Origin of the sequence: Candidatus Magnetobacterium casense, assembly GCF_000714715.1 — a bacterium.
Taxonomy (GTDB): domain Bacteria; phylum Nitrospirota; class Thermodesulfovibrionia; order Thermodesulfovibrionales; family Magnetobacteriaceae; genus Magnetobacterium; species Magnetobacterium casense.
Window position 1 is genome coordinate 1 of the sequence record NZ_JMFO01000038.1, and the last position, 23,653, is coordinate 23,653.

Consider the following 23,653-nt stretch of genomic DNA (forward strand, 5'->3'; position numbering starts at 1 on the left):
CTGAAGAAGTAGCAAAGGTATTAGACGAGGAGTTTGACAGAATATTCTGGCAACAGACAGGATATAGGGAGTTGGATGAGAGGATATTGAAGACATTTGCAAAAAAAGAGGAAATGCTAAAGGTACTGAAATACCCACAGATACCGTTGCACAATAATGGTACAGAACTGGAAGCAAGAGTTCAGGTAAGGTTACGAGATGTGAGTTTACAGACAAAAACAGACGAAGGTACAAAGGCAAAGGATACTTTTTTATCAGTTATCAGAACTGCTAAAAAGTTGGGAGTGAATGCCTATAAATACATATCGGATAGGATAAGCAGACAATTTAAAATGACAGCCTTATCTGATATCATCAGAAGTAAAACAGAAGGATTGTCTCCAGGGTAAAAAAGTGTTTACCTTGAAATTTAAAGAGGATACTTAAAATCTTTGATTTTCAAGATGCTCAAACCATTACTTTTAATTTAGATAATTATAGAGATTCACATCACTACAGCCGAAGCATTAATGAGTACATCATAGATTCAATTGCAAAAGACAAGCACCTAGTATCTGAAGACAACATCGAACAAAAATTAAACAATCTAAGACAGCAAGTTCAGGAAAAGTTTCCATACGAAACACTAAATAAATAGATTTGGATGTCTTGGTTATATAAGCGACATCAGGTATCGCTCATAGCTCAGTGCGACCTTGTCCCATGTGTAGTCGCTCACCCATACCCTGCCCTTGCTGCCCATTTCTTCGCTCTGCCCCTGACTGAGCAGTTGTGCCATTGCCACCGTCAACGCACCGGTATCCTCCGACCTGAAGGACACCCCGGCCCCACACTGAACCGCATAACTCAACTCCGGTATGTCACTGACAACAACGGCCTTTGCGCCGGCCAGCGCCTCAAGGACAACAATGTTCTGCGTCTCATACCGTGACGGAGCTACCACAAAGAGGGCATCCCTGAGCAGGGAGGTCTTCCGTTGACCATCGACCCACCCCGTGCAGTGGATGTTCTTGCGCACCGCTGCTGGCAGTGTATCAAGCAGCGCATTAAACCTGCCTGTGTCGCGCCCGGTACCGGCGATAATTAATCTGACCCCGGGGAATATCTTGCAAAACCCCGCATAGCCATTAAGCAGGACGTCCAGCCCCTTGTGGTGGATATCAATGCGACCGAGGTAGAGTATGTAATCGGAGCACCCGGGAGTTACCTCCAACAGTCCCTCCGATATGCCGTTGGAGATGACCGTTGCATTGCAGTTGCCTCTGAGGCTGTACCTGGCCATGGCTGCGTCGGAGACAAATATCAGGTTCCTGTAGGCAGGCACCCTGTGTCTCTCCATGAGGTAAAGCGGGGCAGCGTAAAATACGCTGTACTTGTCGAAATACTGTCTGCCCGTGTAGCCCTGCACCTGGAGCGCCAACGGTCTGCCACGGTAGGAGTCCAGAAACGTCGGCAGCGCCGGTGAGAACTCCTCCACGATGACGTCGTAGTCCCTGCCATGCCGCCTGACAAACAGCGAGGCATAACAGGCATAGCCCAAGAGTGCCTTTAGAAAACTCTTCGATTTAAGCCCCACAAAGACATGCCTCAACCCATCCGTCTCCGTTTCTTTTGGTGCATTGGGGTAACTCCTGCACAACAGGGTGATGTCATGGCGTCCCTTGAGGCGGTCATAGATTTCGTAGGCCCTCCGCCCCACCCCGCCGATCCCAAAGTAGTCACCGCTGCTCTCATACAACAGGTGCAGTATCTTCATGACGAAAAGAAGAAAGGCAAAGACCTGCGGCACAGGGGGACTGGTGGTTTATTCAAAGGCACTTTTTGCATGCGGTATAGATATCCTGGGCAGTTTTCATCCACGTAAACGTCTTGACGTGTTGCAGGCCCCTTTCAACGAGTGATTGACGTAGTTCTTTGTCCCGAATGAGGTTTAGGATATGGGTGGCCAGTGCCGTCACCTCCGTGGGGTTAAAGAGCAGCCCCGCCTGACCAACGACCTCCGGCAGGGAGCCGCCGTTTGAGGATATCACGGGCGTGCCACAGGCCATCGCTTCCAGGATGTTCAGCCCAAACCCCTCAAACAACGACGGATGCACCAGCATGTCGGCATACGAATAAAACAACGGGATATCCTCTCTGTCTACGTAGCTCTTGTACACTATCCGGTCGTCCTTGGGTAGCGGCTTGGTTGCAAGGTCCTTCTTGCCAACGATGACAAGCGTGTGCGGCACCCGGTTCTTGATCAGCATAAAGGCGTCCGTGAGGGTTGAGACATTCTTGTAGGGAAACAGCGAGCCAACAAACAAAATGTAGGGAGGTTTCAGGTCATGCCGTTTGAGGAAGTCCTCCCGCAGCTCTACCGGCATTGGTTTAAACAGACTGGAGTCATATCCATAGGGTACGACGCCCACGAGGTCCTCCTGCAGGCCTGCTGTCTTTATGACCTCGGCCCTGACAAAGTTCGATGGCGTTAACACCCTGTATCCGAGGTTCTTTAGCCTCCACAGGGAAAACCTGAAGTACTTGCTCGCCACTCCAAACTGCTCAGGAAAGTACAACGGATGCAGGTCGTGGACCATTACAAGCGTTGGCAGTATGTAGGTCAGTGGAAACTCCATGATTGGGCACAAGAGTACGTCCACTGCCGCTACCCGTAACTTATGACGCAGGATGGTATTGTCAAAGACCGCCCTGCCTATGTTGTGAATCAGATTCAAGGAACCCCTTATGGGTTGGGGCGTATGCTGCATCTGTGCCTCATCAACCCCGTCTATCTTGACGGAGGAAAAGACCGTTGTCTCCTTATCCAGTGCGCACAGTTGTCGTGCCACCTCCCTGGTAAAGATACCCACCCCGGTTGGTTTGGTATTTAGAAATGATGCGTTTATTCCTATTTTCACTGTTCCCTCATTATCCGCTGATTATTACACTCAAATAAGGTCATACATGGCATCTTGTTCAGAGTATCCTTTCAGGAATTCTGTTACGGCAATCTCTCCCCATGTATCCGTCTCTTCACTCAGCAAGAGAACAACCCTTACTTTCGATACATGATTTAATCTGTCTCTGATAGCATCGGGCAACGACAGATGACCATCAGGTAGAACATCTGCGTAGTATTCATATGTTTTCATTGTTTCCTCATTATCTGCTGCTCACCTGAGATACCCCTCTATCAGGATATCACAGCCGGTTCTCCTGACTGTCATATCTTTAATGGCGTATGGCTCATTGACTGCCCTGAATGTCTTGCTTGCAACCGGAGAGAGCGACCCCTTGCCCCCAACGATCTTGGGTGCGACAAAAAACATCACCTTGTCCACGATGCCTGCCTCAATGGCATATCCGGTCAGCGAGGCGCCGCCTTCCACCAGAACCGACATCACGCCGGTCTTACCCAGCTCTGCCATCAACCACCTCATGTCCAGTTCCCCATCATAGCGGATGTATCGCAGGGCATCGGTCTTGTAGGTGTCGTGATTTTTGGTAACGATGACTGTATCAGGTGGTGTCTTGAGCACCTCAAAGTCCTCGGGGATATCCATGTTCGGGTCTATGATCACACGCATGGGGCTGCGCACGCCCCTTATGGAGGGCTTGAATCCGGGATTGTCCGCCTTGACCGTCCCCACCGCCGACAGCACGGCATCGACACTGGCCCTCACTCGGTGGACTACCTTGCGTGAGGCCTCACAGGTTATCCACTTTGAGTGACCATCTGGGGTGGCGATCTTACCATCGAGCGTCATGGCCACCTTCAGGACAACAAACGGCATACCCGTGGTGATGTGTTTTATGTAGGCCTCGTTGAGGCGCTCTGCCTTGTCCTGCATTACGCCCAATTGCGTGGCAATTCCGGCATTGTTGAGGGCCTCGATCCCATTACCGGCAACGGCGGGGTTGGGGTCCTGCATGGCAATGACAACCTCCCTGACACCAGCCCTGATAATGGCATCAGTACATGGAGGGGTGCGTTTAGACCTATGACAGCACGGCTCAAGGGTCACAAACAGCGTGGCATCACGGGCATCCTGTCCCACCTGTTCCAGCACGAGTGCCTCGGCATGAGGGGTACCAGCCCTCCTGTGGTAGTCCGCTGCCAACACCTTATCGCCCTTGTACAGCAGCGCACCGACCATAGGATTAGGGCTCGTATGCCCCTCAGCCTTCCTGGCAAGGGACAGGCACCTCTTCATCAGTTCTGTCTTAAGTTCGTCGTTCAATCCAAGTCTGTCTCCTGGTTACATTATACAATTATTGCTACATAAAATTCTCTAATGCGATTGCCCTGCGTCTATTCCCCGGTGGTGTACTTTTGTCTGATGTACTCCTGTGTCATGGCGATAACATCTTCCCCTACGATAGTCCTGTATTTATTGATGATATGGCTGGTGGCATTTTTAAAGGCATCGGTCTGTTGTTCGTTGAGGTATATGACGTTAACGCCTGCCTCTTTCATGGCCTTGATGTAGTCCTCTTCCTGCCTGGCGACCAGCTCTCTTTCAAACGATGTCAACTCCATTGCCGTTGTTATGAGCACTTGCACGATATCGTCGGGCAGGCGTTCCAGTACATTTTTGCTAAAGCAAAACACGTAGGCCCGATATCCGTGATTGCTCATTGTCAGATGTGATGCAACCTCATAGAGCTTGAGGGCGTACAAGTCGGCAACGGAGTTCTCCTGGGCATCTATCGCCCTGCTCTTTAGTGCCTCATATGACTTGTACACGTCCGTGGGGACGGGTTGTGCACCAAAGGCAGTGAACTGCTCCGCTGCGATGTTGTTGTTTTTCACGCGCACCTTCATACCGTCGAAGTCCTTTGGGGAGAGCACAGGTCTGGTTGCGATAAATTGCTTAAAGCCGTTGCCCCAAAACGCCACACCTATAAGCCCCGCCTTGCCAAGTCCCTCCAGCAGCAGCCTGCCAACTCTGCCATCCAGCATTGCATAGGCATCCTCAATGTGTGGAAACAAAAACGGGATATCTGCGTACTGCAGCGCAGGATGTACCATGCTCAGTTTGGTCGTCGGAGAGAGCAAGATATCCAGTTGGCCATCTAAGGCCATTGAGATCATTGCGTAGTCGTCGCCCAGTTGTTGGATGGTGGCTATGTTGATCTTTACGCTCCCGTTGGTCTTGTCCCTGACGGTATCGACAAATTTCTGTGCGGCGATGCCAATGGCGCTCCCAGGTGGCATGTTATGGGCAAGGCTCAACTCATAGACCTTCGCCTCCTTGGCCTTGACACTCTTAGAGCCGGACTTAACAGAGGGATAGAAGTAAAACACCCCCCCCAAAGCAATAAATAAAACGATGGCGGCAACAATCACGTACCGTCTGTTGCTAGCCTTGGCAACGTTATCCTGCATACACGGTTTCTTGCAATACGGATTAAAACGTCTTGGTCAACTCTGTGAGGTAGTCCTTTAACATGTCGGCAAATTCGGGGCGCTTTAACGAAAGGCTTATTGTGGCCTGCAGGAAGCCAAACTTATCACCGGCATCGTAACGCCTGCCTTTAAAGAGGTATCCGTAGATTGGTCGCTTTGCCAGCAGCAGACTAAGGGCGTCGGTCAACTGGTACTCGCCGCCGGAGCCGGGTTGGATGGTCTCCAGCACGCCAAAGATATCGTTGGTCAGTATGTACCTGCCGATGACTGCGTAGTTGGAAGGGGCTTCTTCGATCCTGGGTTTTTCCACGAGCCGGTTAATCCGTATTACGTTGTCGCCAATATCCTCACCGGCAATGATGCCGTACTTGGAGACGTCGCTGTCGGGTACCTGCTGAAGGGCAATCACGGGGGAACGATACTTGGCATATAGCTTTATCATGTCGCATAACAGGGTATCATCGGGGTCTATGATGTCGTCACCCAACAGCACGGCAAATGCCTCGTCATTGACATAGGGCTTTGAGCACAGGATCGCATGTCCAAGTCCAAGGGGTTTGCTCTGTCTGATGAAGGCAAAGCTCAGATTGCTGTGCTGATTGATCTCATCCAGGAGGCTATGCAGGCCCTTTTGACGGAGCAACTCATCAAGCTCAAAGGAGTAATCAAAGTGGTCTTCTATTGCCCTCTTGTTCTTACCTGTGATGATGATAAACTCGTCTATACCATACCTCTCGCACTCCTCTACCGAGTACTGGATCAGAGGTTTATCAACAATGGGGAGCATCTCCTTGGGCGACGCCTTGGTGACAGGCAGGAATCTTGTCCCCAATCCAGCCGCCGGCAATATAGCCTTCTTTATCACAGAAACAGTATAGCAGATAACTTCATAAGTTGTAAACTGTTTTTTTGTTCGTTCAAGAATTTTCTTGCCGTAAAACCTCCATGTCATTACAGACACAACACCTAATGCACAAAAATATCTCACAGCACAGTTGCCAAGCGATCATGAAACATGCTATCGTATATGTATCAGGCATAGAGGGAGGTATACAATGCAGATGATGCTGGAATCACGGGTGGACAGGCTGGAGAACCTCATGGCGGAGGTGATAGAGCTTCATAAGGACTTGGCTATGCGGTTTGAGGAACGCGAGCGAAGAGATGCAGAACGCGAGCGAAGAGATGCAGAACGCGAGCGAAGAGATGCAGAACGCGACCGAAGAGATGCAGAACGCGACCGAAGAGATGCAGAACGCGACCGAAGGAATGAGGAACGCGAGCTAAGGAATGAGGAGCAGGCTCGAAAGGATAAGGAAGAATGGAGGAAAGAATGGAAAGAAGAACGTAAAGAACTGGAGAAGCAGATCAATAAATCAATTGCAGAGAATTCTAAACTACTCGGTGTTCTCGTTGAAAACATAATAGCACCTGGAGCGAAGCCTTTGGTAAGGCAATATTTCAAATGTGAACCTATTGACTTTCGTGTAAGAGCCATGAAAAGGAAAGGGGCGAATAACTGCGAGGTTGACGTCCTGGTCATCTGTGAGGACAAGGCATTTATGATAGAGGTCAAGTCCAAACCTGATGGCCGTGATGTAAAGAAAATACTGGACAAGGCAGAGACCCTGCCTGCCTTTTTCAGCGATTGTGTTGATAAACAAGTAATCCCGATGCTGGCAAGCACATTTGTTGATGACAATATCATAACCTTTGCAACGAGAAAAGGACTATACGTTGTTGCATACAGGCAATGGGAATACCTGGACATCCTGAATTTCGATGCGCTAAATAAAAAAGACACCTCTGCCTGAGCTAAATACTTAAATAGCCAGGCAGCCCCATTTGCCTGATGTACTCACTCGCCCCATCTTCTATCCGTCATATAATCACAACACGTTATAGAGACAATGGCACTGCCCCTATGATGCACTAAGGCGTGCTATCAACTCGCTGCTCAGGCGTTCCGGCTTGAGACTCCTGCCCACGCAGGCGAGCTTTACCTTTGAGGCGGCGATCAATGCTTCAGTGTCCTTTTTGACTATCCGGTGTTTAAAAATGATTGAGGCAAAGCTGACCTCATGTATTTCCGAGTGGATGGATATGATATCGGCGTATCTGGCGGGGCTGTGATAGCGGATATCCACGTGAACGACCACAAACTGCAACCCCTCCTGCATCAGGGTCGTCAGGGCAATGCCGCGTTGCTGTAGGAACTCTGTCCGTGCGCGCTCAAGGTAGCCCAAGTACTTGCCGTAGTACACGACCCCGCCACAGTCGGTATCCTCGTAGTAGACCTTTATGTCTAAGGTGTCAGGCATGGGTGGTTGTGTGCTCAGTACGGCATTGGGGATTTGCCTAACAGCCTCAGAACGTCGTTATACACGGCAAAGACCATCAGGAGCAACAAAAAGGCAAGCCCCACCTTCTGCGTCACTGCCATTGCCTGAACGCTTAAGGGTTTTTTCCTGATCCCCTCAATTGCCAGATACACTATGTGACCTCCGTCCAGTATGGGGATCGGGAACAGATTAAACACCCCGAGGTTAATGCTGATAACGGCCATAAATGTCACGAACTGTAGAAACCCCGATGTTGCCTGTTTACCCGCCAACTGAAAGATCATTATAGGGCCACCGATGGTATCGGCAGGTACCACCCGCTGTATCAACTTAACGACCGACAGGAGAGTCAGTGCGATGACATCCCAGGTCCTGGCAAAGCCCTGATAGATACCCTGAAACAGTCCGTAGCGTTCGATTTCGGAATCCCCGCTTGGCTTAATGCCTACCAAACCGACCTGTATGTCCTGTCCAAAGATATCCTTGGTGGTCTCTCTCTTTGGCGTGATGTGGATGACGATGTCCTCCGTGTCCCTGTGTATGGAGACGGCCAGCGACTTGCCGGCGCTGTCGTGTATTATCCCGGTCAACTTGTCCCAGTGTTTGAGTGGTTCTCCGTCTATGGCGGTTACTATATCGCCCTTCATCATACCGGCTGCCCGGGCCGGAGAATCCGGCAGCACTTCGCCTATGACGGCCTTCAGCTTTGGTATGCCTGTCATCAGCACTATGCAAAACAGCAATGCCGCAAAGAGCAGGTTAAAAACCGACCCTGCACTGACCACCAAAAATCGCTTAAACACCGACTGTGCCGCAAACGAACGCTCCGGTTCCTCCAGCTCCGTGGAATCCGGCTCCTGGTCTTCGCCGTGCATCTTCACAAACCCGCCTATGGGAAAGGCCGACAACTGATACGTGGTCTCTCCGTACTTGCGGCTGATAATAGCCGGTCCAAGCCCAAGGGAAAACTTCAGCACCTTTATCCCCACCAGTTTGGCAAAGATAAAGTGCCCCAATTCGTGAACAAAAATCAATATCCCTATTAACAATATTGCATACACCGCCGTCATTTTTTTACCTCCCTTGTAATCTCCGCTACGGTTGACCGTGCCCACCTGTCCACTTCAAAGATGGTATCGAGGTCGTCGCACCGGACGCTCTTGTGTTTTGACATCACTTCGTTTATAATTGCCGGTATCTGGTTGAACCGTATTGCTCCGGCCAGAAACAGTGCTACCACCGCTTCGTTTGCTGCATTTAGTGCTGCGGGCATCGTCCCACCCTCCCTCAGGGCATCGCAGGCATAGGACAGACACGGGAAGGTTGCCCGGTCGGGGGGATAAAAGGTCAGCGAACGAATCTCCTCAAGGCGGCAGCGGTTTATCGCCCCCGGTATCCTCTCCGGATAGGACATGGCATAGGCTATTGGCCCCCGCATATCGGGCAGCGACAATTGCGCCAGCATCGCCCCGTCGTTAAACTCCACCATGGAGTGTACGATGCTCTGGGGATGCACGAGGACGTCTATGCGGTCGTGGCTGAAGCCAAACAGATGGTGTGCCTCTATGACCTCCAGGCCTTTGTTCATGAGCGTTGCCGAGTCTACGGTTATTTTGCTGCCCATGGACCAACTGGGGTGTTTGAGGGCGTCTTCGGCGGAGACGTCTTCGAGCTCCAGGGTGGTCTTTCCAAAGAACGGCCCCCCCGATGCCGTCAGGATCAGCCTTCTGACGTCGTTGACGTTGTAGCCCTCCAGACATTGGAATATTGCGCTGTGTTCGCTGTCAACGGGTAAGAGTTTGACGTTGTGTCGCTTTACCTCGGCCATGACGATGTCGCCGGCCATAACGAGGGTTTCCTTGTTGGCCAGACCGATGTGTTTACCAGCCCTGATGGCCGCAAGGGTTGGCCTTAACCCCGATGAACCCACTATGGCAGAGATCACAAACTCCGCATTCGAGTATGCGGCAACCTCGCAACACCCCTCCTCTCCGGAGAGCACATGCACAGAGCCTGCATCTGGCGTCTGCGCAGCCCACCGGGAGAGTGTCTGCGCTGCGTCGTGTTGCGCAACGGCCACGACCTCCGGCCTGAACTCCAGTATCTGTTGCCTGAGCGTCTCTACACTCCGGTTGGCCGTTAGCCCGACGACATTGAACCGGTCCCGGTGCTTGTCAATGAACGATAGCGCACTCTTGCCTATCGAACCCGTCGAGCCTAATATCGATATATGCTTCAATTCATCTCCTGAAAAAACAGAAAAAAAGAAGGAGGGCGGCTCCGCCCCCTCCTCAGACCTCCCCTGCAAGGGGTCACGAACCCCTTGACCCCATTATGTGCTAGTCTTATCATTTACTACTATACTTTCTACTATTATAACTTAGCTTTTATTTTAACATTTGGATAAGGGCGTTATCAAGTTGCTTTTTCTAAGGCTTGTCAAATCCCTGTCATACATGGTAATCTAAGGTGTGGAAACGATTGGTAAGGAGCTTCTTAACGGCACGGACATAAGCCGGATTATATCCAGGATAGCTCATGAGATTATTGAGCGAAACAGGGGATGTACGGGGTTGTGCATCGTTGGTATCCAGCAGGGGGGAGTGCATCTTGCTGGCAGGATCGCCGAAAAAATACGCTCCATCGAAAATGTGGACGTGCCCTCGGCATCGCTGGATATATCGTTTTACAGGGATGACCTTGGCATCAGAAAGACTCAGCCGGTGGTGCGAAAAACACACATGCCCGTTGACATCAACGGCAAGACCATCATCCTGGTTGACGACGTGATCTACACCGGACGCACGGTGAGGGCGGCCATGGATGCCCTGATGGATTTTGGCAGACCCGCACAGATACAACTGGTAGTGCTGATAGACAGGGGACACAGGGAGCTGCCAATCAGGCCGGACTACGTAGGAAAAAACGTGCCCACCTCAAAGTCCGAAGACATCAGGGTCTTCCTTGAGGGACGTGACCAGCAGGACAAGGTCTGCATCCAAAGCGCCTAAAAGGATATTGATAAAATGGGGTCAAGGGGACTTCTTCGTGCCCGGGGTGGCTCACCCCTCCCCTTGCAGGGGGTTCTGGAGCCGCCCCTTCTTTTTCTTTATTTTAGGGGGTGAACAATTACACCGACGAGACTATTGGCTGCCGTGGCTGCCGTGATTATCTTTAGTTGCGGCAACGGCAGTGACAGAAGGAATGATGTTGGCGGGGGTGTGAATCGTGGCATCATTGCGATAGGTGGTGGTGATGAGGACGTCGCATACTGTGCCCATAGAGTTGCTGATGGCGGATTTGTCGTTGGCGGATCGACGTACTCCTTTGGTGCCGGCAGCAAGGACATTATCATTGTGAGGCTTACCCCATCCGGCGTCCTTCAATGGGCGTACACCTATGGCGGGGGGGAGATTGACAACCTGCAGTCATGCCTTGAACTCGGCGACGGTGGATTTGTTGCGGCAGGGTACACGAGTTCCTTTGGCGTTGGAGCCAGTGATGCGTGGGTGTTGCGACTCAACGACGATGGCTCCATACGGTGGAACAAGACGTTTGGCGGCACCGGTGTCGATTACGCAAAGGCCATACGGGCAATCGAAAACGGCGGGTTTATTGTTGCCGGTTACACGGGGTCTTTTGGTAGCGGGACAGACGACATCTGGCTGTTGAGGCTTGACACCAATGGCAACGTACTCTGGCAAAAGACCTATGGAAGCAGCAGCATCGAAAACACCTATGCCATTGAGGAGGTCCCGGAGGGGGGTGGATTCATCGTTGCAGGTCAGACCAATGCACCGGATGGCAGTCAAAGGGGCATCATTCTCCTGAGGCTTGACGCCGATGGCAATCCCCGGTGGCAGAGGGGCATCAAGGGGACTGATTCGATTGGGGCGTACTCTGTCAAGGCCGTTGCAGAGGGCGGGTTTATCGTCTCCGGCTATCACATCGCCCCAACCAGTACGGCCATTGCCGTCATCAGGACGGATGCGGAGGGGCAAATCCTCTGGCAATACGCCTATGGTGGTGTCGGCGGGGGAGATGACAGGTCTTATGCCGTCAACATTGCTGCCGATGGCGGTTTTGTTGTTTCGGGTACTACGACGTCTTTTGGTGGTCTCTCCGGTTCTGCACTGTGGCTTCTGGGGCTTGCCCCCAATGGCGCTGTATGGTGGCAGTATGCCTACGGCGGGGACTACGGTGCCTGGGGCAGTGCTTTTACGTTGGATATTGGCACGGGCAACGGTTCAGGTAGTAGCCTTGTCGTCGGTGGGGCTATAAAAATCAAAGGCTCAACAGACATGCTCATTGCACTCGTGCCGGGCGATGGCAACATCGCAGGTCTTGCCGTAAAGACCGATGCCGTTGTCTCCACCATCCACACAGAGAGCATCACGGCAATCACAACGGTTACAACAACGCACGGTATTACAACAGATGCGGCGGTTACACCCCTCAGATGCACTCCCAGGGTTGATATGCTTGGCATCCGCGGTTAAGGTTGTCAAAGTCTTTTTTAAACTGCCTGCTCCTGGCAATTATCATGAGTTAAGGTCTTTTATAAGGTCCTCCACGCATTCAAAGCTTTTTACATCGCCTTTTTTATAATCCTCCAGGGCCTCCTTTATCCTTTCTTTTCCTGTAATTGATAGTTCTTCTTCTGCAACCGGAAACTCTCTAAAGCTCTTAGGCAAAGTAACTTGTCCATGTTTTATCATCTTAACAAAAGGCATATATCCTCCTTACCATTGTCTGTTATTTAAAGAGTTTACGTATCCTCTTTATATTTCATGGTAACTATACTGTTACGCATCCTGGATTCTTGGTCAAGTCAGGAATGACACAATTGGAAAACGTCTATTACTGTCATTCCCGCGAAAGCGGGAATCCATGCCTTTGAACCATAAAATAAAGCTTACCATGCTTTTCTTAGAGGATACGAATTTACCTCTATTGTTACCATGCTTACACCGTATCACAGCGCATCAGCGTTATAGTAAACTCCGCTCCACCGTCAACGTTTCTGACCGTCAGACCTCCGCCCATGTTGGTTTCGATGATCGTCTTTGACATGTACAGACCAATCCCTGTGCCATCTGACCCCTTTGTGGTGAAGTACGGCTCAAATATCCTGCCAATTACCTCTGCCGGGATACCGCCGCCATTGTCCCTGATTACGATTACGATCCGAGTGCCGAATTCATCACTGGCTATTTTCAGTTCAATCAGGCCATCGCTTGTGGCTCCCCTGGCGATAATTGCGTCCTTTGAGTTGTTGAGGATGTTGAGTATCACCTGCTTGAACTCATTGGGATATCCATCCGTCACGAGGCCCGTGGGATGTTCAACCTGCAGGTTGATTGTTATGTTGTTCTTGTTAAATACCGGTTTAAACATCGAAATTAAGTCCTCTATGGCAGTTTTCACGTCAAAGCTGACCTTTTGCTTTGACGGCTTGAAGAAGTTCCTGAAGTCATCTATCGTTTTGCCCATGAAATTGACCTGAGCCATTGCTGAAGCAACCGTGTCGTTTATATATTGCTCGTCAATCTCCCCAAACTTCCAGGCGTCTTTTAAGTCCTGTACGATTATCCCTACCGAGTTTAGCGGCTGCTTCCACTGGTGGGCGATTACGCCTATCATCTCCCCCATGGAGGCCATCTTGGATTGCTGGATCAGCATCTGCTCTTGCATCTGCCGCTTTGTGACCTCTTCTGTTGCACGCGATTCAAGAGTCAGGTTTAGCTCTCTCAGCTCCGATTCCAGCCGTTTACGCTCTGTTATATCTCTGATGAATGAAAACATTACATTATCACTTTTAATGAAATTGACACTTGCATCGATATCAATAATGCTGCCATCTTTGCATCTGTGTTTGGTTTCAAAATGGTCCCAGCCGCTTTCCTTTATTTTCATGATACGCCTTTGTGTGTCTTCCGGTGACTCTATTACTTCAAGATCATTTATTCTCATTTGCAATAACTCTTCCTGACTATATCCGCTTATATTACAATATGCTTCGTTTACAAACACCAGCCTTTTTTCAAAATCCACTATCCAGAAGCCGTCAACAGAGGTGGTTAAAATTGTCCTGTACCGCTCTTCGGATAGCCTCAGTTGCTTTGCAACAGCCTCTGTAGCTCTTTGCTGGTACTCAATGTTTGTCAGCATATCGTTAAATGTCTGAACCAGTGTTTGTAAGTCTCCGGAGACGTTGACAGGGACGCGTGCACTCAAGTCGCCATCTTTGATACTCTCAGCCGCCTTGATAAGTTCCACTACTGGCCCTGACACCTTTAGCGATATCAAATACGTAATCGCTATAAGCATGAACAATCCCAGTACCATTACCCATATCGCAGAGACAACCGAACTCATCACCGGGGCCATCAACTCTGCCTTGTCAACCTTGAATACCATGCCAATGCCTATCTCCGGCGTGACGAGTATATGCCTGAATGCTGCCAGCACTAACTCACCCCGATAATCGATAGCCTCAATCAAACCCTCATTGCCACGTGCGGCCAGTCTGGCAGGGGCAGCGTCAATCCGATACTCCAGCACATTGGCAGCAGGAAGATGCTTCAGGGGTGTAAGCGTTCTTGCGCCCTTATCCACGAGTACCACCTCGGCGGTTTTACCTAACCCGGAACCGGCATAAAGGACGGACGAAAAGACATGTTGAACATTGGCATGCATGTACAGTACAAATCCGCTGCCAATACAGGGAACATCGGCTTCTGCGCAAGTATTTACAGGGTGGGATATGACAAGATTAATGCCGCTGCCATGGGCTGATTTTATCAGAGTCAACAAGTCTCGCTCGCCTTGCCCTTTTATATGGGCATGACTGCCAACATCGCCTGCGTTGGTCGATACAATGATAGTGCCGGATGCTGCATCGGTGATGTATATCTCTTCATATTGGCCATAATGAGCGGCTTGTAGCTTATCAAGGTATGATACCAGTTCCCTGTACTCGGCCTCCCCGTTGAGGCTTTCGATAAGGGTATTGGGGGCGCCGGGGGTAAGCCTGTATCCTTGTATCTTTGTAAGCAGTATCTCCAGTCTGTTCTTGACATAAAATGATTCGGCCACTATCTCTGCATCCACCCTGCGCTCCCAAATCCATTTCTCCACCTGCTGCTTTTTCAACTCTGCAAAGGACTCCAGGTTGTCCTCCATTTGACGGAGGCTATTGTTATAAATACCATCAACGCTTGTATATGGGACACCAAACAGACATATATATAATGAGCTGACTACGGATATTATTATCAGTACGCCAAAGGAAAGAAAAATCCTCCGGTTAAAGCCAAAACGAAAGATATCCGTGATTCTTAAAAAGAGATTCCTTGTCATAATCCGACCTTACCTGTCGTAGCGGTACTCGTTGAGCTTATATTTCAGGGGATTATTTACGATCCTCCTGATGATATCCGGTTGGAAATTTTTGTACACTACATCCATTGATACCTCAGATGGTATGAATCCTATCGATTTGAGAAAATCGAACTCTTCGCTCATCATGCCGTGTTGCGCAAAATTACCCATTGGCAGCCTTGGGTCTGTATTCATGCCTGGCAAGTCCTTTAAGGCAATGGCGGCTATCTGCTCAGGCGTTAACGGCGAAAGTTTGCCGCTGAATGATTTCTGTCTGTCCAGTGCCCATCTCGCCGCAGTTAGCAGGTTTTGTTCACTTCTCTTTAGCCACCTCAATGCCCTCAGCTCGGAGGCAACTATGGCCTCTGCGGCATCGGGGTGTGAGGCATAGAAATCCTTCCCGAAGTACAGAAACCCCGAACTTACCTTGCTGTATATCACATCAGAGCCGGGCAATGTAACCAGGGCCTCCGTAACCGTGGGTTCCCAGGCGGCAAAGGCATCTATCTTGTGCGCCCTGAGTGCGGCAACCATATCTGTTACTTCCATTTTGACAAGACGGACGTTTTTGGGTATATTGCCCCCTATGGACATGGCGCTGAGGAGGGTGTAGTGGGCGTTTGAGCCAAAGGCGTAACCTATCCTGGCCCCGCTTAAGTCCTTTATCCTCATGTGCTTCTTTGTAACAACCGAAGTGAAACCATACTGCATCAGCGACGCTACGACCACCTTATCGGTAGAGGTTGCCACAATGGCAGGCATATCGCCTCCTACGCCCACCTGGAGGTCGCCTCGCAGGAGGAAATAATTTACGTCACGCCCTTTGGAAAATGGAAAGAACCTGATCTCCATGCCGAGGTCTTTTAGCATATCGTAGAGTACGGCATCACATCTCATGACCTCCGTGATTATGTTTGTCGGCAGGTACATGGGCTGAATGCCTACGTTTATGACGTTTTTGCCATTGCCGAACTCGTACTTCGAATACCGTGGATCGGCAGGTGGTTCAGCCGAAGTATAAGCAACTCCCAGTGAACAAGCCACAACCGTCAATAGCACCACAACTGCCGCCATAACGTTGTCTTTATGTGCAGATAGTCTCATCTTTCCGCTCCGAAGAGTAGTATAACATATCAGACATTTTTTATCACGACCAAGTGATATTTTATATTTGACACGGTGCAAGAACATCACTGGGTAAGAGTTAAGCAGGTTTTTCAAAATCGGCACTCCAGGCTATGTGTAAGGTTGCACGGAACTCACTGACCATTAAACTCTCTATTATGTTATATTTTTTCCTACACAGTCTCCGCACAAATTCAGGCTTCGACGTATTATAGCGCGTTTCGATTGCATGCAATACAAAGAAAGAAAGGGGCGGCTCCGCTTCTTTTTCGCTCCAGGACGCTCCTGGCCCCTTCAGAACCCCCTGCAAGGGGTGGGGCGAGCCGCCCCGGGCACGAAGAAGCCCCCTTGACCCAAATTATGTTTATCCGACGATGGCGGCGAACTCTTCCTGGGTGATAAACGGCGACTGTGCACGTTCAAGGCCGCTGCCACGTTGACAGAGCATGTCGCCGTAGCCACGCAAGACCTCTGCGCCGGTTACATCCAAAACGATCTGTGAGTTCTTTGAGGTTGTAACCTTCAGGCAAACCTTTAACGGCAGGTTGGCCTTTATAAGCCCCGTGACGATTTTGGCATCCGGTCGCTGTGTGGCCAGTACGAGATGAATCCCGCAGGCACGCCCCTTCGCCGCAAGCCGTACCACGAGGGTCTCAAACTGCCGCTGCTGCTCCTTGGTGGCTGACAGGACTATGTCGCCAAACTCATCCATCACTATGACGTAACATGGCAGGTCATCACCCGCTGCCTTTGCAAGCAAACCGTATCGCTCATCCATCTCATCCACCGCCCTCTGGAGACAGTCAATGGTTGTATCGATGTCGTGGATTATCGGTTCAGTCAGATAGGCGCTGTTTGACATATCGCAATCTTTGGAGGCAAACGTCACCTGCTTGGGATCGACGATGGTAAACCTGAGCGTCTGAGGCGTATTCCTCTTGATCAGCGATGCCACTATAGACCGCAAAAACTCACTCTTGCCACTGCCCGTGCTGCCGGCTACAAGAATATGACAGTGCAGCGGATCGGACAGGTCGGCAACCAGTACCTGATTGTCCACGCCTATGCCCACAGGAAATGCCACAGCACTGGTGTTGACCACATACTCCGGCCTCCGGAGCACATCCGCCCACAGGACGGTGTCGGGTCTGTCCTTGAGGATGTCGATTGTGACAAACCCCTCAGCCGGCTCAATCAGCGGGGACTGCTTCAGCGACAGTTGCACCTTCAGGTCTGCAGCACGACTGATGAGCGATGCAACCTTCACCCCTGTCCCAGGCCCTACCTTGTATCGAACCAACTGCGGGGCTTCCTGCTTGCCAATTACCTCGACGTTGAGTTTGAAGTTTGCATAACACTTTTGTATGGCATCGGAGAAGTTCTTGATCTCAGGGGTGTCATTCGGCTCATCGTGCGTGTGCGCCCGCTTGTCAGGCGACAGTCTCTGTTGAGCAACCAGGTCGTGAAGAACCGGTTCAACCAGCTCGTTGAAGATATCTTCAAGTTCCTTTGATGTAACATCAACCGTCTGGAGTTCGGGCAGGTAGTACTCCAGAGATGCGTGAAACTTAAGCCCCGGTTTTGCGATGGCCAACAGCCTGGCGTAGATGGCCAGTTGCAGGATGTCATGTCTGAAATTTGCGCCCTTTGACAGCTTATAGTCAACCACCTCAAGGCCATAGTCCGGGTGAGAACGCACGGCATCCATACGACCCGAAATCAGCACGGCACCTCTGCCAACCTCAAAACGAACCCTGCTCAGGGCATACTCCTGCGTGAGAAAAACGTCGCTCCAGGACTTAAACGTTGCAGTCCTTGTGCGTAGTTGCAGGAGCCGACGGCAGAATGCCTTCAGGGCCTTACCTAAGTGGTAGGCCGACTCTATGTGCTTGTCCTTATCTATGATGTCGTCGAGGTGCCTCTTGGCAAAGCGATCGTAAAGCTCATGCCAGAGGATTGTTTCGTCTTTGAGGTGTGCAGTCTTATTAGCGGTAAGCCAGTCCACGAGCTTCTCTGCTATCTGGTGGAATTTATTTCCATAGACAGGGAACTCCCCCGGTGGAGGTGGCGCTGTACTGCCAAGACACCTGGTTACAAGTTCCGTTACGCTTATTGATTTGGTTGCCATCGCAGTAACACCATGTTGGGATTATTTGTGACCGTGATTTGCGGTATCTGCCGACAGACCTCCAGGCATCTCTCTCTTGAGGGGCCGGGTGGGAGCTTGCTGACAAGTTCGTCTAAGTGCATGAATCTTGCTTTTTCAACAATGTCTCTGATTTGTCCTTCCAGGCCATCCTCTGATAAGGGTTTACCGGATTCCGGTTTAGGCTGCGGCGTTGGTGGTGGAGCAACCTCAATTGGCGCTAGTACGATGTCCCAGAAGCGTTGTAGGGTCTTTCTGACAAAGGCATCGTCGAGCATCTCATCAGGTGTAAATGCAATGTCGCCTGCTATAGCCTCGCTGTATAAGCCATATGCGGCGTACAGCTCGATAATCATCGGGTCTTTGTTGGGATGCTGCAAGTGTAAGATGTGCAGACACTCCCTTTTGGCCGCCTCTATCAGCGGACCGATTCTTAGCCATCCGGGACCGGGAATTGGAGATAACTCATGCGTTCTAATCATCACTACCTTTGTGTTGCGATTTTTCTGATAAAGCATTTGTGCTCTTTTCGCAATCGCCTGCCAACGGGCTACGTTTGAGCCATCCTCAAAACCAAAGTAGATGAGTCGCCCGTTTAACTTCCATAGCACGGTGAAATAACCTCTGTCGTCTTTAAGCTTGTCGATTGCAAGTCCCGATATTCCTCGTGCAGCCTTGCAGACCAGCCAGTTAAGTATGCCATCGTCAAAGACAAGCAGCTTTGGTTGCGATTTTCTCGTTTCAATAACCGCTTTGTACAGAACCTCTATGGTAACTTTTGGCGGCGGTTCGACAAAGATATCCTCAAAGCGATCCTTGCATTCATGTATAAAAGACCGTGCTCCTACCTCTGGCGTCTGTTGGAATATGTCAGTTAGCCATTTGCCATCGCCAATAAATCTTTCCTTATCCGAATCATTTAGACCTTCCACCCTAAACCTCATTGCAATAAGTTCTGATGCCTGTTGCTTATTTATCCCTTTCAGTTCGAGTGTTTCGATTCTATTCTGGTAGGCCGATCTCAAATGCTCTCTTATAATACCCCACGGATGCTGGTTTGCTGTAATCATAGTCATCTGGTTATAACATTCGTCAGCCAGAACCTGTATGACCGAACCCAAGGCGTTTATGAGGTCTTTATCCTTGTCTACAATATAATTTTCAGTCTGATCAAAGCAAAAGACAAATGGCCGATAAAATGTGGCAAGCATACACAGGTCTAATATTCTTTCTTTACTAAGGGCATTCCTTTCACCGCTGGACATATCACTATTGGGTATATCTCCTTTCCTTATTCCTAACCGTTGTGCTTCTTCAATGTCTATGCCTTCACCGCTTAACCAGGCCAGACAAGCATCTGTAAGATTGTTATCAGCAGGTAGATAGGCATATGTAAACAAGACTCTAAACCAACTGCTTGCTGATATAGCATTTAAAACAATCCCATTTTTTTTGAGTTCATTAATAAATATTTTCTCAAGGCCATCAATATTTTTTTGAACAAATGTAAGCATTTTCTTTGCAGCTCTGAATTCTAAGATATTTTTGTTATGTAAAAAATCCAAAATAGCCTTTTTGGTTGTTGTACGTATTTTTCCACTATTGATCCCACTCTCTATCAGATTCACTAAAATGCCATGTGCAAACGCCTCAAGTTGCGTATAAGATTCAAATTTTAAATCGAGGTTATCATTATACTTTAATTCCTGGATAGTCCTGCGTAGGATGCTCTTCCAACATGTTGCTGAATCCACAAAAGGTGTCAGATAAACAAGGGTTGCACGCCGGCTTAATTTGCTAAACAGACGTCCGATTAGATGAGATTTACCATAACCAGGGGTAGGTGATAACACAAGTTGGGCCTTTAGTGGTTGTTTTACAGCAGATGTGTTTTTGGATGTTTCAAGTTTAAGTATCAGTTCGTTTAATATATCGTCATTAAGGCTTACGCTCTCTGGAGTAGGGCGTGGCCTGGAGACTATGTCATTGTCAAATGGATTGATTGCCATGTCTACACACCTCAATATTTATTTCTCTATAAGAACAAGCAAGTACGGTTTTCCAGAAATATAAATAGCCCCGGAACGAGATTTATCTCCAGCATCTGACGGCTCACCCTGAGTTAGCACAGCCTTTCCCTGCCGACTCTCTTGCAGTAGAAACGCCTCCAACTGCTCCTGTGATACAGAGAGTTCTTCACGCAAATCCGCAATCTCCACATTTGAAAATCCACAACGCTCCTTAACCCTTTCATACGCCTCTAAGACCCGCTCCCTTGTCAACGCCGCAGGGGTGGTACCAGTATCTGCCGCAGAAGCACCACGCCTCACCCTCAGCCCTTCGCTCAATAACCAGGTAAAGGCCAACCTCACCTGAATGACGGTTGCCCCCTTTACACCCTTTTGGATGTCCTTTATCTGTTTTTCGCTAAACGGTAAAATAACCCCCTTGTCAATAAATAGCTTCTCAATAAACTCACACGTCTTGTCAACAAAATTAAACTCCCTTAACACATACAAGGTTTTATTCGTTTTTCCTTCGTATAATTTTAGATTCACTACCTCTTTCTTGTCTTCAAGGCCATTGAGAGCCTGAGCCTTAGATGTACCCTTAGCACCTACCCCAAGCCCACTCTTGCTAACACCCCTGACCCCTGCTTCACGAAGTTTAGCCAAGATTTCTTTTTGATATACCAGTAGCTTATGTTCTACCATATGCCTTCCACCTCGCCTGCTTTTTCATATACCCTATATTAAAAACCTTCAAAAAAGTCAACCATTTTTTGCCCTACCCCAATTACGATTTTTATGACGGCATATCACTGTTGACAATCCCCAAATGCCTTGTTTATAATTGCTCTTAGAGTTGGAGTGAATGGACAAAAATTTCTATATAAACTTAGGATTAAGCATTATGGGGTCAAGGGGACTGGTCCCCTTGCAGGGGGGGTCTGAGGGGGGGGCAGCGCCGCCCCCCTTCTTTCTTCTGCCTTTTCTTCTTCTTCTTGTAGTTATGCTGCCAGGGGGTACAGAGGCAGCGGTGAGGGTGTCGGGCGTGACGGTGTCGGGGTTGCAATCGGTGAGCGAGGAGGAGTTCCTGTACATGTTTGGCCTCAACGTCGGGGACGAAATCAGTACCGACAGGATCAGCGCCGGCATACGGAGGGCCTTTCTCAAGGGCACCTTTGAAGATATCAAGGTCTATACGGACAACACACACATCGTCATAGAAATCACCGAGCGTCCTGCCGGTTGGCAACAATCTGCCACAACCAAACCCGCTGACGACACAGAGAAACGCTCCAGGAGAGAGACAAGGAAAGACGCTAAAAAGAGAATAAAAATCAGCTTCAAGGGGTTAAAAGCCTTTTCAAAGGATACCCTTATCAATGAGATGCCCTTCTATGATACCGGCAGCGTCACCCAGGACTCCGTCAACGAAGCCATGCAAACCATCCTGTCGCTGTACCACCAGGGCGGCTATATCAATGCCACCGTTACCGCCAAGACCTGGAAGAAACAAGACTCCTACGATGTCCTCTTCGAAATAGACGAAGGGGACGCCTATGAGATATCGGACGTGCTTTTTGAAGAGGTTACCATAGATAAGAACAAGCTCAAAGAGGTCATGTCCCTTCAAAAAGGTCACCCCTTGAACTATGACATCATAGACGACGAAGATGACGCCATCACACAGTACTACCAAGCCATCGGGTTTCATGACGTCATCATAGACTCCTTCGACATTAAAATCACCAGTGAAAACAAAACGGCTGCCATAACAATAAAGCTCACCGAAGGCCCTCAATTAAAGCTCTCCAGGGTCAACATCACAGGCAACACCAGCGTCAGCACGGAGACCATCACGTCGCTCATAGACATAGAGGATGGCGACCCCCTCGATGACACCAGCGTCTTTGAGGCCAGGACACGTATAATCTCCCATTACAACAAAAATGGCTACAGCGATGTAATCGTAAAGGTACAGACCGACATCAAAGATTCCAAGACAATCCTGACGTTCAACATCGTGGAAGGTAAACGATACGTATTTGGCAAGACAATCATATCAGGCAATGAGCGAACAAAGTGGAAGGTCTTCACGGACACCATCACGCACAAAAGCGGCGAGGCCTTCAGTACAACCAAACTGTATGAGGAAATAAAGGACCTCTATAAGACCGGATTGTTTACCAGCGTGGACTTCTCAGTGGTTGATGGCGCCGGGCAGTCAAAGGACGTTGTCTTCAACGTAAAGGAGGCCAACCACGGCGTGATCGACTACGGCATTGGCTATGGCGAGTACGAAGGGATACGGGGGTTCTTTGACATTAAGTACATAAACCTTGGCGGTATGAACAGGCAGATATCGCTAAGGACAAAGATGAGCCCTTTAAACCAGAAGTATTCACTGGGCTATATTGAGCCGAGGTTTACGTCCTGGTCGCTGCCCCTGAGTTCCACCGTATCGTTTGAGAAGAGGGAGGAGCTGGACGCCAATACCAGGCAGGTCAGGTACCAGCTTGAGAAGTACACGGCCTCCTCCAGCGTGGAGAAATACCTTGCCACGAACATTAAGGCTCAGTTGGCCTACGAGTTTAACCTTGTCAAGACATGGGATGTAAGCCCCGACGTCGAACTATCCCGCGAGGACACGGGGACGTTGGTGATAAGCAGCATAGTGCCCTCGGTGCTGCTGGATACGCGCAACAACCCCTCTAATCCCACGGATGGCTTCCTGGTTGGCGCCTCCGTGAAGCTGGCGAGCGCCCTGCTCCTGTCCCAGACGAACTTCATAAAGACCACGGGGAATTTTAACTACTACAACGAGGTCTTTAAGGATGTAACCCTGGCGCTCTCCCTCAGGAGCGGCATAGGCCAGGGGTGGTTGCAAACTGTAGACCTGCCCATCGTGGAGAGGTTTTTCCTGGGCGGCAGTACCAGCGTCAGGGGCTATGCGCAGGACACCCTCGGCCCTAAGGGCAGCAAGGGCTATCCACAAGGAGGCAATGCCTTTACGATGACCAACGTCGAAATGCGCTTCAGAGTGATAGGCGACTTTGGCATGGTTACTTTTATGGATACCGGAAACGTCTGGAACGATTTTAAGGACTTCAACCCATTTGACGTCAAGTACACGGCAGGTCTGGGTCTGAGGTACATGACCGCTATAGGCCCTCTGCGGGTGGACTACGGCCACAAACTCAACAAGGCCAAAGACGAACAACCAGGAAGGTTCTACTTCAGCATCGGACAGGCATTTTGA

Annotated in this window: 19 protein-coding genes and 1 pseudogene; 5 read left to right on the top strand and 15 right to left on the bottom strand. The window is 49.8% G+C overall.

Annotation, left to right across the window (positions count from 1 at the left end; all coding sequences use genetic code 11):
• A pseudogene (locus Mcas_RS18550) lies at positions 1-389 on the top strand (hypothetical protein); the annotation flags it as partial.
• A 263-nt stretch (positions 390-652) separates the two neighbouring features.
• On the opposite strand, the gene Mcas_RS14305 reads toward Mcas_RS18550, so the two are convergent.
• The 6 genes from Mcas_RS14305 to galU all read right to left on the bottom strand — a co-directional run bounded on the left by Mcas_RS14305 (position 653) and on the right by galU (position 6,344).
• Positions 653-1,789, bottom strand: a complete 1,137-nt coding sequence (locus Mcas_RS14305; protein WP_156033397.1) for a glycosyltransferase family 4 protein — start codon at positions 1,787-1,789, stop codon at positions 653-655.
• A gap of 19 nt (positions 1,790-1,808) precedes the next feature.
• Positions 1,809-2,900, bottom strand: coding sequence for a glycosyltransferase family 4 protein (locus Mcas_RS14310; RefSeq protein ID WP_052567511.1), 1,092 nt, complete (start codon positions 2,898-2,900; stop codon positions 1,809-1,811).
• 30 nt (positions 2,901-2,930) lie between these two features.
• The gene (locus Mcas_RS14315; protein WP_040336237.1) at positions 2,931-3,134 is read right to left on the bottom strand and encodes a hypothetical protein; all 204 of its coding nucleotides are present in this window, start codon (positions 3,132-3,134) and stop codon (positions 2,931-2,933) included.
• Positions 3,135-3,155: 21 nt separating this feature from the next.
• The gene (ribD, locus tag Mcas_RS14320; RefSeq protein ID WP_235203635.1) at positions 3,156-4,223 is read right to left on the bottom strand and encodes a bifunctional diaminohydroxyphosphoribosylaminopyrimidine deaminase/5-amino-6-(5-phosphoribosylamino)uracil reductase RibD; all 1,068 of its coding nucleotides are present in this window, start codon (positions 4,221-4,223) and stop codon (positions 3,156-3,158) included.
• Positions 4,224-4,294: 71 nt separating this feature from the next.
• Positions 4,295-5,371: a TRAP transporter substrate-binding protein gene (locus tag Mcas_RS14325; RefSeq protein WP_040336238.1), complete on the bottom strand. Its 1,077-nt coding sequence runs from the start codon at positions 5,369-5,371 to the stop codon at positions 4,295-4,297.
• 22 nt (positions 5,372-5,393) lie between these two features.
• Positions 5,394-6,344, bottom strand: a complete 951-nt coding sequence (galU, locus tag Mcas_RS14330) for a UTP--glucose-1-phosphate uridylyltransferase GalU (RefSeq protein WP_081853896.1) — start codon at positions 6,342-6,344, stop codon at positions 5,394-5,396.
• A 103-nt stretch (positions 6,345-6,447) separates the two neighbouring features.
• Between galU and Mcas_RS14335 the strand changes: the two genes are divergently transcribed.
• Positions 6,448-7,206 carry a hypothetical protein gene (locus Mcas_RS14335; RefSeq protein WP_040336239.1) on the top strand — a complete coding sequence of 253 codons (759 nt, stop codon included), beginning with the start codon at positions 6,448-6,450 and terminating at the stop codon, positions 7,204-7,206.
• 108 nt (positions 7,207-7,314) lie between these two features.
• On the opposite strand, the gene Mcas_RS14340 is transcribed toward Mcas_RS14335, so the two are convergent.
• From Mcas_RS14340 to Mcas_RS14350, 3 genes are read right to left on the bottom strand one after another with little or no spacing between them, the layout of a single operon-like run.
• Positions 7,315-7,713, bottom strand: coding sequence for a YbgC/FadM family acyl-CoA thioesterase (locus Mcas_RS14340; protein WP_040336240.1), 399 nt, complete (start codon positions 7,711-7,713; stop codon positions 7,315-7,317).
• Between the two features lie 14 nt (positions 7,714-7,727).
• Positions 7,728-8,804, bottom strand: coding sequence for an RIP metalloprotease RseP (gene rseP, locus Mcas_RS14345; RefSeq protein ID WP_040336241.1), 1,077 nt, complete (start codon positions 8,802-8,804; stop codon positions 7,728-7,730).
• On the bottom strand, positions 8,801-9,973 hold the full coding sequence (locus tag Mcas_RS14350; RefSeq protein ID WP_040336242.1) for a 1-deoxy-D-xylulose-5-phosphate reductoisomerase: 1,173 nt from the start codon (positions 9,971-9,973) through the stop codon (positions 8,801-8,803). Before Mcas_RS14350 ends, rseP begins: the two co-directional genes overlap by 4 nt.
• Positions 9,974-10,205: 232 nt before the next feature.
• Between Mcas_RS14350 and pyrR the strand changes: the two genes are divergently transcribed.
• Positions 10,206-10,745: a bifunctional pyr operon transcriptional regulator/uracil phosphoribosyltransferase PyrR gene (gene pyrR / locus Mcas_RS14355; protein WP_040336243.1), complete on the top strand. Its 540-nt coding sequence runs from the start codon at positions 10,206-10,208 to the stop codon at positions 10,743-10,745.
• 144 nt (positions 10,746-10,889) lie between these two features.
• Positions 10,890-12,233, top strand: a complete 1,344-nt coding sequence (locus tag Mcas_RS14360) for a PQQ-like beta-propeller repeat protein (RefSeq protein ID WP_162176339.1) — start codon at positions 10,890-10,892, stop codon at positions 12,231-12,233.
• 42 nt (positions 12,234-12,275) lie between these two features.
• On the opposite strand, the gene Mcas_RS14365 is transcribed toward Mcas_RS14360, so the two are convergent.
• The 6 genes from Mcas_RS14365 to Mcas_RS14395 form a co-directional block, all read right to left on the bottom strand.
• Positions 12,276-12,467, bottom strand: a complete 192-nt coding sequence (locus Mcas_RS14365; protein ID WP_040336244.1) for a hypothetical protein — start codon at positions 12,465-12,467, stop codon at positions 12,276-12,278.
• Positions 12,468-12,699: 232 nt separating this feature from the next.
• Positions 12,700-15,096 (bottom strand): sensor histidine kinase, encoded by a 2,397-nt coding sequence (locus tag Mcas_RS17120; RefSeq protein ID WP_052567513.1) that lies wholly within the window; start codon positions 15,094-15,096, stop codon positions 12,700-12,702.
• 9 nt (positions 15,097-15,105) lie between these two features.
• The gene (locus Mcas_RS14375) at positions 15,106-16,221 is read right to left on the bottom strand and encodes an ABC transporter substrate-binding protein (protein WP_040336245.1); all 1,116 of its coding nucleotides are present in this window, start codon (positions 16,219-16,221) and stop codon (positions 15,106-15,108) included.
• 385 nt (positions 16,222-16,606) lie between these two features.
• Positions 16,607-18,370 (bottom strand): DNA translocase FtsK, encoded by a 1,764-nt coding sequence (locus Mcas_RS14385; protein ID WP_052567514.1) that lies wholly within the window; start codon positions 18,368-18,370, stop codon positions 16,607-16,609.
• Positions 18,352-20,397, bottom strand: a complete 2,046-nt coding sequence (locus Mcas_RS14390; protein WP_040336247.1) for a hypothetical protein — start codon at positions 20,395-20,397, stop codon at positions 18,352-18,354. Before Mcas_RS14390 ends, Mcas_RS14385 begins: the two co-directional genes overlap by 19 nt.
• 18 nt (positions 20,398-20,415) lie before the next feature.
• On the bottom strand, positions 20,416-21,102 hold the full coding sequence (locus Mcas_RS14395; protein ID WP_040336248.1) for a hypothetical protein: 687 nt from the start codon (positions 21,100-21,102) through the stop codon (positions 20,416-20,418).
• A 298-nt stretch (positions 21,103-21,400) separates the two neighbouring features.
• Here Mcas_RS14395 and bamA point away from each other — a divergent pair, with 298 nt between their 5' ends.
• A complete protein-coding gene (bamA, locus tag Mcas_RS14405; RefSeq protein ID WP_162176340.1) occupies positions 21,401-23,653 on the top strand; it encodes an outer membrane protein assembly factor BamA in 2,253 nt (750 codons plus the stop codon).

Coding starts and splice junctions, on each gene's coding strand:
- Mcas_RS17120 (WP_052567513.1), bottom strand. CDS start 15,096: ATGACAAGGAATCTCTTTTTAAGAATCACGGATATCTTTCGTTTTGGC.
- Mcas_RS14340 (WP_040336240.1), bottom strand. CDS start 7,713: ATGCCTGACACCTTAGACATAAAGGTCTACTACGAGGATACCGACTGT.
- galU (WP_081853896.1), bottom strand. CDS start 6,344: ATGACATGGAGGTTTTACGGCAAGAAAATTCTTGAACGAACAAAAAAA.
- rseP (WP_040336241.1), bottom strand. CDS start 8,804: ATGACGGCGGTGTATGCAATATTGTTAATAGGGATATTGATTTTTGTT.
- Mcas_RS14395 (WP_040336248.1), bottom strand. CDS start 21,102: ATGGTAGAACATAAGCTACTGGTATATCAAAAAGAAATCTTGGCTAAA.
- Mcas_RS14315 (WP_040336237.1), bottom strand. CDS start 3,134: ATGAAAACATATGAATACTACGCAGATGTTCTACCTGATGGTCATCTG.
- Mcas_RS14385 (WP_052567514.1), bottom strand. CDS start 18,370: ATGGCAACCAAATCAATAAGCGTAACGGAACTTGTAACCAGGTGTCTT.
- Mcas_RS14365 (WP_040336244.1), bottom strand. CDS start 12,467: ATGCCTTTTGTTAAGATGATAAAACATGGACAAGTTACTTTGCCTAAG.
- Mcas_RS14390 (WP_040336247.1), bottom strand. CDS start 20,397: ATGGCAATCAATCCATTTGACAATGACATAGTCTCCAGGCCACGCCCT.
- bamA (WP_162176340.1), top strand. CDS start 21,401: ATGCTGCCAGGGGGTACAGAGGCAGCGGTGAGGGTGTCGGGCGTGACG.
- Mcas_RS14375 (WP_040336245.1), bottom strand. CDS start 16,221: ATGAGACTATCTGCACATAAAGACAACGTTATGGCGGCAGTTGTGGTG.
- Mcas_RS14325 (WP_040336238.1), bottom strand. CDS start 5,371: ATGCAGGATAACGTTGCCAAGGCTAGCAACAGACGGTACGTGATTGTT.
- Mcas_RS14335 (WP_040336239.1), top strand. CDS start 6,448: ATGCAGATGATGCTGGAATCACGGGTGGACAGGCTGGAGAACCTCATG.